Origin of the sequence: Streptomyces sp. WMMC500, assembly GCF_027497195.1 — a bacterium.
Taxonomy (GTDB): domain Bacteria; phylum Actinomycetota; class Actinomycetes; order Streptomycetales; family Streptomycetaceae; genus Streptomyces.
In genome coordinates this window covers 558,301-574,050 of record NZ_CP114905.1, presented here as the reverse complement: position 1 = coordinate 574,050, position 15,750 = coordinate 558,301, and the positions used below count along the sequence as shown (strand labels likewise).

Genomic DNA, 15,750 nt, shown 5'->3' with positions numbered 1-15,750 from the left:
GCCCGGGCCCGCGTTCCTTCACTCCCCAGCATGGAAGTTCCGTTCGTGCAGGTCTAGGTTGGATTTATGGACGGCATCGTGAAGGAGCGCCTACATGATTGACCTGCGCCGGCTGCGCGTGCTGCGCGCGGTCGCGTACTACGGCACCGTGACCGCCGCGGCCGAGTCCCTCCACCTCACCCCCTCCGCCGCCTCCCAGCAGATCCGGCAGTTGGGCCGGGAACTGGACGTCCGGCTGCTGGAGCCGCAGGGGCGCCGGGTGCGGCTCACGCCCGCGGCGCGCGGACTGCTCGCGCACGCCGACACCATCGAGGCGCAGTGGGAGCGGGCGGCGGCCGAACTCCACGCGCTCGACGAGGAGCCGGCCGGGGAACTGCGCATGTCCGGCTTCCCCAGCGCGATGTGCCGGCTGCTGGCGCCCGTGGCCGGCGGGCTGCGCGCGGAGTACCCGCGACTCGACGTACGGCTGCGCGAGGCCGAGCCGGCGGACTGCTACGACCTGCTGTTCGACGGCGAGACGGACCTCTCCGTGGTGGAGGCGTCCGCCGACGCCCCGGCCCAGGGCGACCAGCGCTTCGAACAGCACACCCTCATCGAGGACCCCTTCGACCTGGTCGTGCCCGAGGACCACCCGCTGGCCGCGCGCACGTCCATCCGGCTCGCCGAGGCGGAGGAGGAGCGGTGGATCATCGGCCCGCCGGGCGTCTGGTCGCGGCAGCACGTGCTCGCCGCCTGCAGCGCGGCGGGCTTCGGGCCGAACGTGACCCACGAGGCGTGCGACTGGACGGTGACGGCGGTGATGGTCTCGCACGGCCTCGGCGTCGCGCTCGTGCCCCGGCTCGCGCAGCTCTCCGGGGTGCCGTCGATCCGCAGGCTGCGGATCAGCGGGGCGCCGACCCCGTCCCGTACGTTCCTCACGGTCACCCGGCGCGGCGCGACGGGCAGTCCCGCCGTGCGCGTCGCGCTCGACGCCCTGCGGATACGGGCGAAGGAGACGGTCGGGTAGCCGAAGACCCGCGGGCCCGTGAGGTCACGGTCCCCGCGGGCCCGCGGGAGGTGGGGGAGGGGGCGGGGCGGAGGAGGGTGCCCCGCCCCCGGGGAGGGGGGTGGGTGACGACCGGACGGCAGGCGCTCGGGCACCGCCGGCCGGCCGCCGCTGGCGGCCGGCGGCGGCTAGTGGGCGCCGGCGCCGGTGAGGGAGCGGACCTCCAGTTCGGCGTACTTCTTGCCGGTGGCGTCCTCGTCCTTCGACAGGATCGAGCCGAGCCAGCCGAGGAGGAAGCCGGCCGGGATGGAGATCAGCCCCGGGTTCTCCAGCGGGAACCACTGGAAGTCCACGCCCGGCCACATGCTGGTCTCCTTGCCGGAGACCACCGGGGAGAACAGCACCAGGAACACCGAGGTGGACAGGCCGCCGTAGATCGACCACAGCGCGCCCTGGGTGGTGAACCGCTTCCAGAACAGGCTGTAGAGGATCGTCGGCAGGTTCGCCGACGCCGCCACCGCGAAGGCCAGGGCCACCAGCCCGGCGACGTTGAGGTTCCCCGCGAAGACGCCCAGGAGGATGGCGACCGCGCCGATCCCTATGGCGGCGATCCGGGCCGCGGCGATCTCCTCCTTCTCGGTCGCCTTGCCCTTGCGGATGACGTTGGCGTACAGGTCGTGCGCGAACGACGACGAGGACGCCAGGGTCAGTCCGGCGACGACCGCGAGGATCGTGGCGAAGGCGACCGCGGAGATCATCGCCAGCAGGATCGCGCCTCCGGTGGATCCCGCTCCGCCGCCGATCTCCTCCGCCAGTAGTGGTGCCGCGGTATTGCCCGCCGGGTTGGACTCGACGATGGTCTCCTGTTTGATCAGCGCGGCGGCGCCGAAGCCCAGCGCGATGGTCATCAGGTAGAAGCCGCCGATGATGCCGATCGCCCAGAGCACGGACTTACGCGCGGTCTGCGCGGTCGGCACCGTGTAGAAGCGGATCAGGATGTGCGGCAGGCCCGCGGTGCCCAGCACCAGCGCGACGCCCAGCGAGATGAAGTCGATCTTCGAGGTGGTCGTCACTCCGTACTTCAGGCCCGGCTCCAGGAACGCCGCGCCCTTGCCGGAGTTGTCCGCGGCGGCGCCCAGCAACTCGGAGATGTTGAAGTCGAACTTCGCCAGCACCAGTATCGTGATCAGCAGGGTGCCCAGGATCAGCAGCACGGCCTTGATGATCTGCACCCACGTGGTGCCCTTCATGCCGCCGATGGTCACGTACAGGATCATCACCAGGCCGACGAGGACCACGATGAGGTTCTTGCCGGCGTCGCCGGTGATCCCCAGCAGCAGGGCGACGAGCGCCCCCGCACCGACCATCTGCGCCAGCAGGTAGAAGATCGACACGACGATGGTCGACACCCCGGCCGCGGTGCGTACGGGACGCTGGCGCATCCGGTACGCGAGCACGTCACCCATGGTGAACCGGCCCGAGTTGCGCAGCGGTTCCGCGACCAGCAGCAGCGCGACCAGCCAGGCGACCAGGAAGCCGATGGAGTACAGGAACCCGTCGTAACCCGCGAGTGCGATGGCGCCGGCGATGCCGAGGAAGGAGGCCGCGGACATGTAGTCCCCGGAGATCGCCAGCCCGTTCTGGAAGCCCGTGAAGGACCGGCCGCCCGCGTAGTAGTCGGTGGCGTCCTTCGTCTTGCGCCCGGCCCACACCGTCACGGCCAGCGTGAGCGCCACGAACACCGAGAAGAGCGTGACGATCAGCGTGCGGTGCTCGCCCGGCTCCGACTGGGCGACCATCTGGAGCGCGTTCGTGGTGGCGCCCGTCATTTCCCGACCTCCGTGCTGTCGCCGTTGACCCGGCCCTCGACCGCGACCTTGAGCTGCTCGGACCTGGGGTCGAGCTTCGCGGCGGCGTGCCGCGCGTACCACCACGCGATGGCGAACGTGGTGACGAACTGCGCGATGCCCAGCACGAACGCCACGTTGATGTTGCCGACGACCTCGGTGCCCATGAAGCCGCCCGCGTAGTTCGACAGCAGCACGTACAGCAGGTACCAGGCGATGAATCCGATGGTCAGCGGAAACGCGAACGAACGGTGCGCGCGTCGCAGCTCCCCGAACTCCTCGCTCTGCTGTACTTCCTCGTACACGTCCGGCGATCTTCCGGTCGGGGGTGTGCTGCTCATCGCGGCCTCCATGGGCGCCTTCGGGGACGGGGGTGTCCGGACGGGCCGGGCGCGGCCACCGTAGAAGGGCGCGGACCGCCGCGCGAGCCGCCGCGCGGCGACGGTGCCGTGAACGGCCGCGCGGATGCGCCGAGCGGTAGCGAAGGCGCGACGAGCGGTCGGTCGGCCCGCCGTACGCGGCCGGCCGGGAGGTGCCACGGGCGGGTCGGTCAGCCGGCCGTACGCCCCGGGCGGCGCGGCAGGTCCAGCGACTCGGGCGCGTGCAGCCGCAGCAGGGCGTGCGCCGTACCGCTGGGCACGCTGCGCCGCGTCAGCAACGAGACCCCGACCATCACCGCGAACGCCAGCGGCACCGTCCACGCCGCGGGCCGCGCCAGCAACGCCCCCGGCCAGCCGCCGAACTGCACCCCGAACATCGTCGCCGCCACCGTCGCCAGCGCCGCCCCGCCGCCGGTGAGCAGCCCGGCCGCGGCGCCCTGCGGGGTCAGCCCGCGCCACCAGATGCCGAGCAGCAGCAGCGGGCAGAACGACGAGGCCGCGACCGCGAACGCCAGCCCCACCACGTCCGCGACGGGCCGCTCCACGACCACCAGCGACGCCACGCAGGGCACCGCCGCCGCGGCCACCCCGGCGAGCCGCAGCCGCAGCACGGTCGCCCGCACCTCCGCGCGGGCGTCGGCCGCCTTGCCCGGCGGGCCGGTCGCCCGCCGGGCCCGTCTGCGCTCCAACTCCTGCCCCAGCACGCCCGCGACGGACATCGTCAGGCCGGAGGCGGTGGACAGGAACGCCGCGAACGCGCCGGCCGTCAGCAGCGTGCCGAGGACCGCCGCCGCCGGGCCGCCGCCGAGGAGCCGGTCGGGGAGCAGCAGCAGCGTGGCGTCCGTGCGGCCGGTCATAAGGAGTTCGGGCGTGTAGAGGCGGCCGAGGGCGCCGTAGAGCGGCGGCAGCAGGTAGAAGGCGGCGAGCAGCCACAGCACGGTCCAGGTGGTGCGGCGGGCGGCCGGGCCGTCGGGGTTGGTGTAGAAGCGGACGATGACGTGCGGCAGGCCCATGGTGCCCAGCAGGGTGGCGATGAGCAGCGAGTACGTACCGTAGCCCGGGTGCTCCGTACCGGACAGCGGGCGCGTCCAGTTGAGCCCGTCGACGGGCTCCTCGTCCACCGGGTGCGGCACGTCGGTGCCGGCGGGGAACCGCACCCGGGTCTCCGCGCCGATCGCGTGCACGCCGGGGCCGACGCGCACCCGCTCCCCGTCCAGCCGCTCGCCGTCGAGCCGGCCGTGCACCGTGACCCGCACCGGATCCTCGACCCGTACGTCGACCGCCTGGTGCACGGTGACCGTCGTCGTGTCCCGGAACCGCGGCGGCGCGTCGGCGTCCGGCCACGGCGCGCCGTCCGCGCGCCAGGCCAGCAACAGGAAGACCACCGGCACCGCGAGCGCCGTCAGCTTCAGCCAGTACTGGAACGCCTGCACCGCCGTGACGCTGCGCATGCCGCCGGAGGCGACGGTCGTCATCACCACCGCCGCGACGGCCACCGGACCGACCCACAGCGGCGCGCCGGTGACCGTGCGCAGCGTGAGCCCCGCGCCCTGGAGTTGCGGCAGCAGGTACAGCCAGCCGATGAGGACGACGAGCACCGAGGCGAGCTGCCGCACGCGTGTGGACTGCAGCCGGGCCTCGGCGAAGTCCGGGACGGTGTACGCGCCGGAGCGGCGCATCGGCGCCGCGACGAAGGCGAGGAGGACCAGGTAGCCGGCGGTGTAGCCGACGCCGTACCAGAGCATGTCGGCGCCGTACGCGAGCACCAGGCCCGCGATGCCGAGGAAGGACGCCGCCGACAGGTACTCGCCGCCGATGGCGGAGGCGTTCTGCAGCGGCGTCACCGCGCGGGAGGCGACGTAGAAGTCGGAGGTGGCGCGGCCGGGGCGCAGCCCGTACACACCGAAGAGGGCCGTGGCGACGCAGACGACGGTCACGGCGACGGCCGGCTGGACGGTGTTCACGTGCGGTGCCCCGTGACGGCCGCGGTCACGACCGCGCTCACGACCGCTCGACCAGGTCGGCGAACTCGGCCTCGTTCTTGCGCGCCTGGCGCTGGTACACCCACGCCAGCGCGAGAATCACCGGGTGCACCGCGACCCCGATCACCAGCCAGGGCACGGGCACGCCGGCCAGCGTGGCGTCGCGCACGCTCGGCACCGTCGCCAGCAGCACCGGCAGCACGCCGAGCACGGCGGCGAGCGCGCCGACGACGAGCGCGGCGAGGCGCAGTTGGGTGCGGATCAGGGAGCGGAGGTAGACGTCGCCCAGCGGGGTCTGCCGGCCGAGGTCGTCGGCGACGAGGGCCCGGCTGCCGGGCAGGGGCTGGGTGCTGCGGGCGGCGAGGGTGCGGGGGTGCGCGACGGTCACGCGGGGCGGCGGGCCGGCGGGTCCGGGCGGGGCGGCGGCCGGGGTGCGGGCGTGCGGCACACGGGCGTCGGGTGTTCCGGAGGGCTGCGTGCCGTCCGGGTCGCCGTCCTGCCGTGTGCTCTCCTGGGTCCCGCTCTGCCGGGCGCCGTTCTTGCGGGTGTTCGCCCAGGGTGCGCGGCCGTTCGGCGCGCGGCCCTTGCGTGTGCCGTTCCTCGTCCCGGAGATCCCCCGATCGCCCGCCACGTCACACCGCCGCCGTCGGTGGATGTCGGACCAGTACCTCGCGGACCTGACGGGTGTGGCGACGGCTGACCGGCAGCACGTGCGCGCCGAGGACGACGTACGTACGCCCCGCCTCCATGCGCAGCTCGCGCACGTGGTGCAGCGCGACGAGGTGGCTGCGGTGGATGCGTACGAAACCGGCCGCCCCCCACCGCTCCTCCAGCGTCGCGAGCGGGATGCGCACGAGGTGGCTGCCGCCGGCGGTGTGCAGCCGCGCGTAGTCGCCCTGGGCCTCGGCGTAGAGCACCTCGCTGCGCTGCACGAACCGCGTGACACCGGCGAGTTCGACGCTGATGACCTCGTCCGGCACCGCCGCCCGCTCCGGCGCCGCGCCGCCCTGCTCCGGCTGCTCCCCGGGCGCCGGCTCCGCGGCCGACTGGGCGCACCGGCGCACCGCCTCCGCGAGCCGCTCCGGCGCCACGGGCTTGAGCACGTAGTCCGCGGCGTGCAGCGCGAACGCCTCCACCGCGTGGTCCTCGTGCGCGGTGACGAACACCACCCGCGGGGGGTGCGCGAACCGCGATATCAGCCGCGCCAGCGCCAGCCCGTCCAGGCCCGGCATGCCGATGTCGAGGAAGACCGCGTCCACGGAACGGCCCGAGGCCAGCGCCCGGTCGAGGGCCAGCAGCGCCTGCTGCCCGTCACCGGCCGTCTGCACCTCGGCCACCCGCGGGTCGCGGCGCAGCAGGTACGCCAGCTCCGCCAGGGCGGGCTCCTCGTCGTCGACGGCGAGAGTGTGCAGCATGCGGGAACCCTATGCGGGGCGCGGCGGCAGCGAAACCCGTCTATCGCTCACATCCCGCCGGGGCCGCTCTGCACCGCGTCCGGATGGAACTTCGGCACCCGGACGTGCACCTTCGTACCGGCGCCCGGGGCGGTCTCGATGACGAGTCCGTAGGCGTCCCCGTAGACCTGCCGCAGCCGCTCGTCGACGTTCCGCAGCCCGATGCCCGGCGCCCGCGGCGCGTCCCCCGCCAGCTCGGCCAGCTCCGCCAGGTCGCCGGCCAGGGTGCGGGCCAGCGTCTCCGCCGCCATGCCGGCGCCGTCGTCCTCGACGCTGATCAGCGCCTCGCTGCCGCCGTCCGCCGCGGTGATCGTGAGCCGTCCCGGGCCCGGCTTCTTCTCCAGCCCGTGCCGGACGGCGTTCTCCACCAGCGGCTGCAGGCACAGGAACGGCACCACGACGCTCAGCACCTCCGGCGCCACCCGCAGCGAGACCTCCAGCCGGCCGCCGAAGCGGGCGCGCTCCAGCAGCAGGTAGCGGTCGATGCAGCGCAGCTCCTCGGAGAGGGAGGTGAAGTCGCCGTGGCGGCGGAAGGAGTAGCGGGTGAACTCGGCGAACTCCACGATCAGCTCGCGGGCGCGCTCCGGGTCGGTGCGCACGAAGGAGGCGACGGTGGACAGGGAGTTGTAGATGAAGTGCGGCGAGATCTGCGCGCGCAGCGCCCGCAGCTCCGCCTCGCTGGCGGCGGCCCGGGAGCTGTCCAGCTCGGCCAGCTCCAGTTGCGCGGAGACCCAGCGGGCCACCTCGGAGGCGGCGCGCACCAGGCCCGCGGAGGGCTGGGAGGTGAAGACGGCGAGCACGCCCTCGACGCGGCCGGCGACCGCCAGCGGCACCGCCACGGCGTGCCGCAGGGGGCAGTCCGGCCAGGCGCAGGCCACCTCGCGGGGGCCGATGACCTGCGTGCGGCCGCTCTCCGTCACCTGCGCCGCGGCACCGGGGACGGCGGCGGAGTGGTCGTGGCCCGGCGTGCCCTCGGGGCCGTCCCAGGCCAGCAGCTCGCCCTTGCCGTCGGCGAGCGCGAGCGCGGGCGTGCCGAGCAGGTCGCGCAGATGCGGGGCGGCGCGGCCGGCGCTGTCGGCGGTGAGACCGGTGCGCAGCGGGGGCGCGGCCAGGGAGGCGGTGTGCAGCGTCTCGTAGGCGGCACGCTCCTGCGGGGTGCCGTACTGCCGGTTGCGCACGACGTGCACGCCGATGAGCGCCGCGGCGGCGCAGAGCACCACGACGGCGCCGAGCAGCAGCGCGGCGGTGGCGGCCGGCATCCCGGGCATGGAGGGACGCTACCGCGCCGGGGCGTCAGCCGGCGGTGCCGGCCGCCGAGCGGGGCAGCACGGTCTCGATGTAGTCGGCGACCGCGGCCTCCAGCCCCACGTCCTGCTGCCGCTGCTCGGCCAGGAACCAGCGGTGCTCCAGCACCTCGTGGTAGATCTGCGCCGGATCGAGCTGGCCGCGCAGCTCCAGCGGCACCGCACGCACCGTCGGCCGGAACACCTCCCGCACCCAGCGGTGCGCCAGCACCTCGGGACGGGCCCCCAGCGGGTCACCGGGCGCGTAGTCGTCCTGGGTCGCCATCCAGCTCTCCAGGTCGTTGAGCAGCCGGCGGGCCTGGTTCTCCTCGGTGTCCATGCCGGTCAGCCGCAGCAACTGGCGCTGGTGGTGGCCGGCGTCGACGACCTTGGGCACGAACGAGACGGTGTCGCCGCCCGGGGAGTGCGTGATCTGCATCTCGGCGACGTCGAAGCCGAGGTCGTGCAGGCGCCGTATGCGGCGCTCGATGTAGTGCCGCTTGTCGGCCGGGTAGACCGACTCGCTGGTCAGCTCCTGCCACAGGTCGTCGTACCGACCGGCGATCTCCGCGCCGAAGGGGATCGGGTCGATCGACGGGTGCAGCGCCCCGGAGGCCTCCAGGTCCATCAGCTCGCCCGAGATGTTCATGCGGGCCAGCTCGATGTCGTACTCCCGCTGGCCGTGGCTGAGCCGCGGCTGGATCTGCCCGGTCTCGGCGTCCACCAGATACGCGGCGTACGCGCCGGCGTCCCGGCGGAAGAGGGTGTTGGACAGCGAGCAGTCGCCCCAGGCGAAACCCGCGAGATGCAGCCGCACGAGCAGCACGGCCAGCGCGTCCATCAGCCGGTTCACGGTGCCCGGGCGCAGCGTCGTCTCGAACATCGCCCGGTACGGTCGCGAGCCCACCAGGTGCCGGGTGACCAGCGCCGGCTCCAGCGGTTCGCCGTCGGCGCCGGTGCGTCCCGTGACGACGGCGAGCGCGTCCACGGCGGGGATGCCGAGCCGGTCGAGGTCGCGCAGCAGCTCGTACTCCCGGCGGGCGGGGCGCTCCGGCACCTCCTTGATCGCCACGACCTCGGGGCCGGCCTCGGCGAAGCGCACCACGTGCCGGGAGATGCCCCGTGGCAGGTCGACCAGGCAGTCGTCCGGCCAGGCCTCGAGCGGCAGCTCCCAGGGCAGGTCGAGCAGCGCGGCGGGATGCTCCGGGTTGGTGGCGCTGATCTGCAGCTCCGGGCGCACGGTGGGCCTCCTCGGTCGTTCGCCTTCCATCATGCGGTGCCGGCGGTGGCGGCGAGGAACTGGGTGGTGGCCAGCTCGGCGTAGAGCCGGTCGCCGGCGACCAGCTCCGCGTGGGTGCCCACGGCCCGCACCTCGCCGGCGTCCATCACCACGATCCGGTCGGCGCTGGTGACGGTCGACAGCCGGTGCGCGACGACGAGCACGGTGGTGCCGCGCGCCACCTCCGCGACGGTGTCGCGCAGGGCCGCCTCGTTGACCGCGTCCAACTGCGACGTGGCCTCGTCGAGCAGCAGCAGCCTGGGCCGGCGCAGCAGGGCGCGGGCGATCGCGACGCGCTGGCGCTCGCCGCCGGACAGCTTGGTGCCGCGGTGGCCCACGAGGGTGTCCAGGCCCTGGGGCAGCCGGGCCACCAGATCGTCGAGCCGGGTGGTCTTCAGCACCGCCCGCACGTCGTCCTCGCCGGCCGAGGCGTTGCCGAACAGCAGGTTGTCACCGAGCGAGCCGGAGAGCACGGGGGCGTCCTGCTCCACGTACCCGATCGCGGCGCGCAGCGCGGGTATCTCCCAGGCGGTGACGTCGGTGCCGTCGAGGAGTATCCGCCCGGCGTCCGGCTCGTAGAACCGCTCGATCAGCGAGAAGACGGTCGTCTTGCCCGCCCCCGACGGTCCGACGAACGCCGTCATGCCGCGGGGCGGCACCTCGAAGGTGACGCCGTGGTGCACGTACGGCAGGTCGTCGGCGTACCGGAAGCGGACGTCCTCGAACGCCAGCGACGCCGGCGGGGCGCCCGGCTCCGGCAGCGCCGCGGGCTCGGCGACGGGCTCGGCCGGCAACTGCTGTGCCTCGCGGATGCGCTGCAGCGCGGCGGCCCCCGACTGGTACTGCGCGACCGCGCCCACCACCTGCTGGATCGGCGCCATCAGGTAGAAGACGTAGAGCAGGAAGGCGACCAGCGTGCCGACCTCGATCGCTCCGGTCGCCACCCGCGCGCCGCCCACCGCCAGGACCGTGATGAAGGCGACCTGCATGGACAGTCCCGCCGTGTTCCCGGCCAGCGCCGACCACTTGGCGGCCCGCACGCTCTGCCGCCACGACTCCTCGGCCGCGGCGTGCACCGCCCGCTCCTCGCGGTGCTCGGCGCCGGAGGCCTTGACCGTGCGCAGCGAGCCGAGCACCCGCTCCAGCGCCGCGCCCATCAGGCCCACCGACTCGGCCGCCTGCTTCGCCGCCCGGTTGATGCGCGGCACGATGACGCCGATGACCGTGCCGGCGGCGGCGATGACGCCGGCGGTCACCGCGAGCAGCACCGGGTCGACGACGCCCATCAGCACCAGCGTCGCCACCGCGGTCAGCCCGCCGGTGCCGAGTCCGACGAGGGTGTCGGTGGTGACCTCGCGCAGCAGCGTGGAGTCGGACGTCACCCGGGCCATGAGGTCACCGGGCTCGGTGCGGTCCACGGCCGCTATGCGCAGCCGCAGCAGATACGAGCTGAGCCGGCGCCGCGCCGTGAGCACCACCGACTCGGCGGTGCGCCGCAGCACGTACGAACCGAGCGCCCCGACCCCGGCGTTGGCGACCACCAGCACCGTCATCACCACCAGCGCCCCGGCGATGGACCGGTCCTCCGACAGGTCGTCGATCAGCGACCGCGCCACCAGCGGCAGCGCCAGCCCGGTCGCACCCGTCGCCAGCGACAGCAACGCCCCGGCGAACAGCGCCCTGCGGTGCGGACGCGCGTAGGACAGCAGCATCCGCCACGGCGGCGTGCTTGCTTCAGGGGTTTCGTCCACGGCCACTGGCCCACCTCCGGCGACTCACGGAGATCCTACGGCGCCGCGACGACGGCGCCGGGAGTTGTCCACAGGCCCCGCGGAGGTCCGGCAGGGCGGGGACGACCGCTCCCCGGCCCTGCCGGGCCGCCGTCGCCTCAGCCGGCGGCGTAGATGTCGTTGTAGTGGCGCAGCGCCCGGCGGCGCAGTTCCCCGGCCGGCTCGCCCGCGAAGCGGTCCGGTGCCAGTGCCGCGAACCCCGCGCCCGCCTCGCCGCCGTCCATCGCCTCCGCGAGCGCCGCCGCCGCGCCCGCGGCGTGCGTGACCCAGATCGCCGTCGCCGACCACAGCCCGGGCAGCCCCCCGAACGGGCCGAGCAGCGGCAGGTTGTCCGGGGTCACCGAGAACACCCCGTTGAGGCGGACGGCCGGGGTGAAGCGGTGCGCGGGCGGCAGCAGCGCGAGCGCGGCGGTCACGGCCCCGTCGAACGCCTCGCCCGGCCAGGGCTCCTCCGCCCGCACCCCCAGGTCCGCGGGCGCCACCGGCCGCAGTTCGTGGTCGTACGTGCCGATCCCGTCCCGGTCGCCGTGGTCGCGAGCGTAGACGTGGTGTTCAGGCCAGCGCACGAAGGGACCGCGGGCCGGCCGCGCGGGGCGGGGCCCGCCGTAGACGTACGGGTGGGAGACCGGCGTCAGCGGCAGTTCCAGGCCCGCCCGCGCGGCGAGCAGCGGGCCCCACACGCCGGAGGCCAGCACCGTGTCGTCGGCGGGCAGGAGGGTGCCGTCGGCGAGCCACACGCCGTGCACCCGCCCGGCGCGTATCTCCAGGCCCGTCGCCTCCGCGCCGTCGGCGAACTCCGCGCCCCGCGCCTCTGCCCGGCGCCGCTGCACCGCGGTCAGCAGCCCGGCGCGGGCCGTGCCGTCGCCGGGGAAGTGCAGCCCGGCCACGGCCGTCTCCGGGTCGACGAGCCGCGGCGCCAGCGCGGCGGCCTCCTCGGGCCCGACCAGCCGGGCGGCCAGGCCCGCGTCGTCGGCAGCGGCCGCGCGTCTGCGCAGCGTCTCGTACGCCGCGGGCGTGGTGGCGACCTCCAGGCAGCCGGTCTCCTCGAAGCCGGCGCCGCCTGCCGCGCGGGCACCGCCGGTCGCGTCGTAGTCGTCCGTGAGCCCCCGGTAGATCCGCACCGTGGCGCGGGCCAGCCCGGTGAGGACCGGGGCCTCGCCGAGCACGCCGACGTAGCCGGGCGCGTGGCCCGTGGACCCGTACAGCCGGCCCGCGGGGGAGCGGTCGAGGACGGTGACCAGGCAGCCGTCCCGCCCGGCCAGCTCCCGGGCCAGCGACGAGCCGACGATGCCGGCCCCGACGATCACGATGCGGCGAGTCATGCGGCGATCGGATCACGGCCCCCGCGCACCCGGCAATGCCGTCTCACCACCTGAGCACCGTGACCGCCGCGCTGTCACATCGGCGGCGGTTCGCTGGTCACGGTGGTGACACGGCGGAACGGAGGAAGGCCCCGATGGACGAGCGCGAGTTTCTGGCCCTGAGCTTCGAGGAGCAGCGCCCGCATCTGCGCGCGGTCGCCCACAGGGTCCTGGGCTCGGCCGAGCTGGCCGAGGAGGCCGTGCGGGAGGCGTGGTTGCGGGTGAGCCGTGCGGAACCGGACGTGGAGGGCGTGGGCGGCTGGTTGCGGACGGTCGTGGGCGAGGCCTCGCTGGACATCCTCCGGGCCCGGGCGGCGCGGCGGGAGGACTCGCCGGGTCCAGCGGCAAACCCGATGAACACCACGGTAAGCAGTGCAAAAAGGACCGTTGGCGACTCTGAGCCGGCGGGATCGGCCGGGCCGGGCCCGCGCCGGGAAGGGTTTCGCGGCGACTCCGTCGGCATAGCGCTGCTCGCCGTGCTCGACTCGATGACGCCCGCGGAGCGGCTGGCGTTCGTGATGCACGACCTGTTCGCCGTCCCGTACGACGAGATCGCGCCGATCGTCCGGCGCTCGCCGACCGCGACCCGGCAACTGGCCCTCCGGGCCCGCCGGCACATGCAGGGCCCCCCGGCCGGCCGCGCGGACGACGCACGCCGCACCGGGGGCGCGCCCGGCGCACACTCTGCCGACTTCTCCGCACCAAGCGCCGCCGCGGTCACGGACGCGACGGCGGACTGGGGCGTCACCGCGCGCTGGAGTGCCATCGCGGGCGCGTTCCTCACCGCTTCGCGCGGGGAGGACTTCCACACGCTCCTCGCACTGCTCGACCCCGACGTGGTGCTCCGCGCCGACGCCGCCGCGGTGGCCGCCGGCGCGGCGGAGGAGGTCCGCGGCGCCGTGGCGGTCGCCGACGTCTTCACGGGGAGGCTCAGAGCCGCCCGCCTGGCACTCGTGGACGGTGCGCCGGGGCTGGTGTGGATGCACCAGGGGCGGCCGAGGATCGCGTTCGCCTTCGCCTTCGCCGACGGCACGATCGTCGCCATCGACGTGATCGCCGATCCGGACCGCCTCCGCCGGCTGCGGTTGCAGCCGTTCGAGGGCTGAACCCCGCCGTCCGGCCGGCGGGGGCTCCGCGGCCCCTCCCGCGCGCCCGCCACCAGCAGGAAGGCCCCGGCCGGAACCCGTCGGCCGACCGCGGCCAGGCACCGGGCCGCGCTAATCTGACGACCAGCGAACCGGCACGGGGGCACGGCGAAGTGAAGCGCTGTGACCGCGGTGTGACGCACGAGGGGGGATCGTCAACCGTGATGACCCCTCTCGGATGCCCGCCCGCCGGATCCTCACCACGCGCCCGCGACACCGCCGGCGGGTGCCGCCGGTGAGGGTTCTGGTGGTCGAGGACCACCCCGAGCTGGCCGACTCGGTGGCCCGGGTGCTGCGCCGCGAAGGCATGGCCGTCGACGTGGTGTACGACGGATCCGACGTGCTGGAGCGCACGATGACCGTCGACTACGACGTCGTCGTCCTCGACCGGGACCTGCCCGGCGTCCACGGCGACGACGTGTGCAGGGAACTGGTCTCCCAGCCCCACCACGCGCGCGTGCTGATGCTCACCGCCTCCGGGACGATCGTCGACCGCGTCGAAGGACTGAACCTCGGCGCCGACGACTACCTGCCCAAGCCCTTCGCCTACGCCGAGCTGGTCGCCCGGCTGCGGGCCCTCGCCCGCCGCGCCCAGCCCGCCGTACCCCCCGTCCTGGAGCACGGCGACCTCCGGCTCGACCCCGCGCAGCGCTTCGCCACCCGCGGAGGCGAACGCCTCACGCTCACCCCCAAGGAACTCGCCGTGCTGGAGTGCCTGCTCTCCGCCCGGGGACGGGTGGTGTCGGCGGAGGAACTCCTCGAACGCGTGTGGGACGAGGCGGCCGACCCGTTCACCAACACGGTGAAGACCACGATCAACCGCCTGCGCGCCAAGCTCGGTCCGCCCCCGGTGATCGAGACGGTGCCGCGGAGCGGTTACCGGATGTGAGGTACGCCCATGGGGCCGTCGAGACCGCACCTGGCCGTCCTGGAACGCGTCGGCGCGATGTCCGCGCGGCTCACGCCCCGCAGGGTCCGGGTGCGCCTCACCCTCCTCTACGGTGCGCTGTTCGTCCTCTCCGGCGCCGTGCTGCTGGCGATCACGTACCTCCTCGTCGCCCGCCCCTCCGGGGGGCTGGTGGCGTTCAAGGGCGTGCGGCACGGCCCCTCGTCCGACCGGGCGGAGCCGCGCACCTACCGGCTGGACGAGGATCTCCCCGGCGAGGAGAGCGGTGTCGCCGAGGAGTTGCGCCGGCACGCGATGGACCAGCGGGAGGCGATGCTCGACCGGCTCCTCATGCAGTCCGGACTCGCGCTCGCCGTCATGTCCGTCATCGCCATCGGGCTCGGCTGGGTGATCGCCGGCCGCGTCCTGCGCCCGCTGCGCACGATGACGAGCACCATCCGCCGCATCTCGGCACGGAATCTGCACGAGCGCCTGGCCACGGGCGGTCCGCCCGACGAGCTGAAGGACCTCGCCGACACCGTCAACGGCCTGCTCGGCAGGCTGGAGACCGCCCTCGAATCACAGAAGCGGTTCGTCGCCAACGCCGCCCACGAGCTGCGCACCCCCCTCACCCTCGAACACGCGCTGCTGGAGGAGGCCCTCATCGACCCCGGCGCGACCCTGGAGTCGTTCCGTGCCAACTTCGAGCGACTGCTGACGATCAGCAGGCAACAGGCCGGCCTCCTGGAGTCGCTGCTCACCCTCTCCAGCAGCGACCGCGGCCTGGACGAGGCGGAACTCCTCGACCTCGCCGCGCTCACCCACGAGGTCCTGCCCGCGTTCCGGCCGGAGATCGGCCGGCGTGAGCTGGCCGTCGAGCCGGCCCTGGAAGCGGCCCGCATCTCCGGCGACTCCGCCCTCGTCCACCGCCTCGTGGCCAACCTCCTCGACAACGCGATCACGTACAACGTCCCGCGCGGCACCGTCGAGATCGCCACCGGCGTACGGGACGAGCGGGCGTTCCTCACCGTCCGCAACACCGGCGCCGCGGTGCCGCCGGACCAGGTCGAGCGCCTCTTCCACCCCTTCCAGCGGCTCCGCCGTGCCGCCGGCGACGGCCACCACGGGCTGGGCCTTTCGATCGTCCGCTCCATCGCCACCGCCCACGGCGCCACGCTCACCGCCGAGGCCGGGCCCGGAGGCGGGCTCGCCGTGACCGTCGCCTTCCCGCCGTGCGAGGACGGGCCCGGCGAGCACGGCCGGGTGGCCGGGTTCGCCAAGCAGGGCAGCGCTCCGGCCGGTCTCTGAGACCACCGGTTCCGGCGGACTTTCCTGAAGTTCCGCTGAGGAACGAGCGT

13 protein-coding genes are annotated in these 15,750 nt (G+C 74.4%); 4 read left to right on the top strand and 9 right to left on the bottom strand.

Annotated elements, in window-relative coordinates; all coding sequences use genetic code 11:
- The first annotated feature begins 94 nt into the window (after positions 1-94).
- On the top strand, positions 95-1,006 hold the full coding sequence (locus tag O7599_RS02350; protein WP_281620379.1) for a LysR family transcriptional regulator: 912 nt from the start codon (positions 95-97) through the stop codon (positions 1,004-1,006).
- A 167-nt stretch (positions 1,007-1,173) separates the two neighbouring features.
- On the opposite strand, the gene O7599_RS02345 is transcribed toward O7599_RS02350, so the two are convergent.
- The 9 genes from O7599_RS02345 to O7599_RS02305 form a co-directional block, all read right to left on the bottom strand.
- Entirely contained in the window at positions 1,174-2,814 is a 1,641-nt protein-coding gene (locus tag O7599_RS02345) for a cation acetate symporter (RefSeq protein WP_281620378.1), read from the bottom strand.
- A complete protein-coding gene (locus O7599_RS02340; protein WP_281620377.1) occupies positions 2,811-3,185 on the bottom strand; it encodes a DUF485 domain-containing protein in 375 nt (124 codons plus the stop codon). The genes O7599_RS02345 and O7599_RS02340 overlap by 4 nt, the downstream gene beginning before the upstream one ends.
- Before the next feature lie 197 nt (positions 3,186-3,382).
- Positions 3,383-5,176: a cation acetate symporter gene (locus O7599_RS02335; protein ID WP_281620376.1), complete on the bottom strand. Its 1,794-nt coding sequence runs from the start codon at positions 5,174-5,176 to the stop codon at positions 3,383-3,385.
- 37 nt (positions 5,177-5,213) lie between these two features.
- Positions 5,214-5,825: a hypothetical protein gene (locus tag O7599_RS02330; RefSeq protein WP_281620375.1), complete on the bottom strand. Its 612-nt coding sequence runs from the start codon at positions 5,823-5,825 to the stop codon at positions 5,214-5,216.
- A 1-nt stretch (position 5,826) separates the two neighbouring features.
- On the bottom strand, positions 5,827-6,609 hold the full coding sequence (locus tag O7599_RS02325) for a LytTR family DNA-binding domain-containing protein (protein ID WP_281620374.1): 783 nt from the start codon (positions 6,607-6,609) through the stop codon (positions 5,827-5,829).
- A gap of 47 nt (positions 6,610-6,656) precedes the next feature.
- A complete protein-coding gene (locus O7599_RS02320) occupies positions 6,657-7,907 on the bottom strand; it encodes a histidine kinase (RefSeq protein ID WP_281623253.1) in 1,251 nt (416 codons plus the stop codon).
- Between the two features lie 34 nt (positions 7,908-7,941).
- Complete coding sequence (locus tag O7599_RS02315; protein ID WP_281623252.1) at positions 7,942-9,201, bottom strand: DUF4032 domain-containing protein; 1,260 nt, start codon at positions 9,199-9,201, stop codon at positions 7,942-7,944.
- A complete protein-coding gene (locus O7599_RS02310) occupies positions 9,201-10,967 on the bottom strand; it encodes an ABC transporter ATP-binding protein (RefSeq protein ID WP_281620373.1) in 1,767 nt (588 codons plus the stop codon). The genes O7599_RS02315 and O7599_RS02310 overlap by 1 nt, the downstream gene beginning before the upstream one ends.
- 131 nt (positions 10,968-11,098) lie before the next feature.
- Positions 11,099-12,322, bottom strand: coding sequence for an FAD-binding oxidoreductase (locus O7599_RS02305; protein WP_281620372.1), 1,224 nt, complete (start codon positions 12,320-12,322; stop codon positions 11,099-11,101).
- Between the two features lie 134 nt (positions 12,323-12,456).
- On the opposite strand from O7599_RS02305, the gene O7599_RS02300 reads away from it, so the two are divergent.
- The 3 genes from O7599_RS02300 to O7599_RS02290 all read left to right on the top strand — a co-directional run bounded on the left by O7599_RS02300 (position 12,457) and on the right by O7599_RS02290 (position 15,700).
- The gene (locus O7599_RS02300) at positions 12,457-13,467 is read left to right on the top strand and encodes a sigma factor-like helix-turn-helix DNA-binding protein (RefSeq protein ID WP_281620371.1); all 1,011 of its coding nucleotides are present in this window, start codon (positions 12,457-12,459) and stop codon (positions 13,465-13,467) included.
- Between the two features lie 274 nt (positions 13,468-13,741).
- Positions 13,742-14,395, top strand: a complete 654-nt coding sequence (locus O7599_RS02295) for a response regulator transcription factor (RefSeq protein ID WP_281620370.1) — start codon at positions 13,742-13,744, stop codon at positions 14,393-14,395.
- A 9-nt stretch (positions 14,396-14,404) separates the two neighbouring features.
- On the top strand, positions 14,405-15,700 hold the full coding sequence (locus tag O7599_RS02290) for an ATP-binding protein (RefSeq protein WP_281620369.1): 1,296 nt from the start codon (positions 14,405-14,407) through the stop codon (positions 15,698-15,700).
- The last annotated feature ends 50 nt before the right edge of the window (positions 15,701-15,750 follow it).

Coding starts and splice junctions, on each gene's coding strand:
- O7599_RS02320 (WP_281623253.1), bottom strand. CDS start 7,907: ATGCCGGCCGCCACCGCCGCGCTGCTGCTCGGCGCCGTCGTGGTGCTC.
- O7599_RS02315 (WP_281623252.1), bottom strand. CDS start 9,201: ATGGAAGGCGAACGACCGAGGAGGCCCACCGTGCGCCCGGAGCTGCAG.
- O7599_RS02340 (WP_281620377.1), bottom strand. CDS start 3,185: ATGGAGGCCGCGATGAGCAGCACACCCCCGACCGGAAGATCGCCGGAC.
- O7599_RS02300 (WP_281620371.1), top strand. CDS start 12,457: ATGGACGAGCGCGAGTTTCTGGCCCTGAGCTTCGAGGAGCAGCGCCCG.
- O7599_RS02305 (WP_281620372.1), bottom strand. CDS start 12,322: ATGACTCGCCGCATCGTGATCGTCGGGGCCGGCATCGTCGGCTCGTCG.
- O7599_RS02325 (WP_281620374.1), bottom strand. CDS start 6,609: ATGCTGCACACTCTCGCCGTCGACGACGAGGAGCCCGCCCTGGCGGAG.
- O7599_RS02290 (WP_281620369.1), top strand. CDS start 14,405: ATGGGGCCGTCGAGACCGCACCTGGCCGTCCTGGAACGCGTCGGCGCG.
- O7599_RS02350 (WP_281620379.1), top strand. CDS start 95: ATGATTGACCTGCGCCGGCTGCGCGTGCTGCGCGCGGTCGCGTACTAC.
- O7599_RS02345 (WP_281620378.1), bottom strand. CDS start 2,814: ATGACGGGCGCCACCACGAACGCGCTCCAGATGGTCGCCCAGTCGGAG.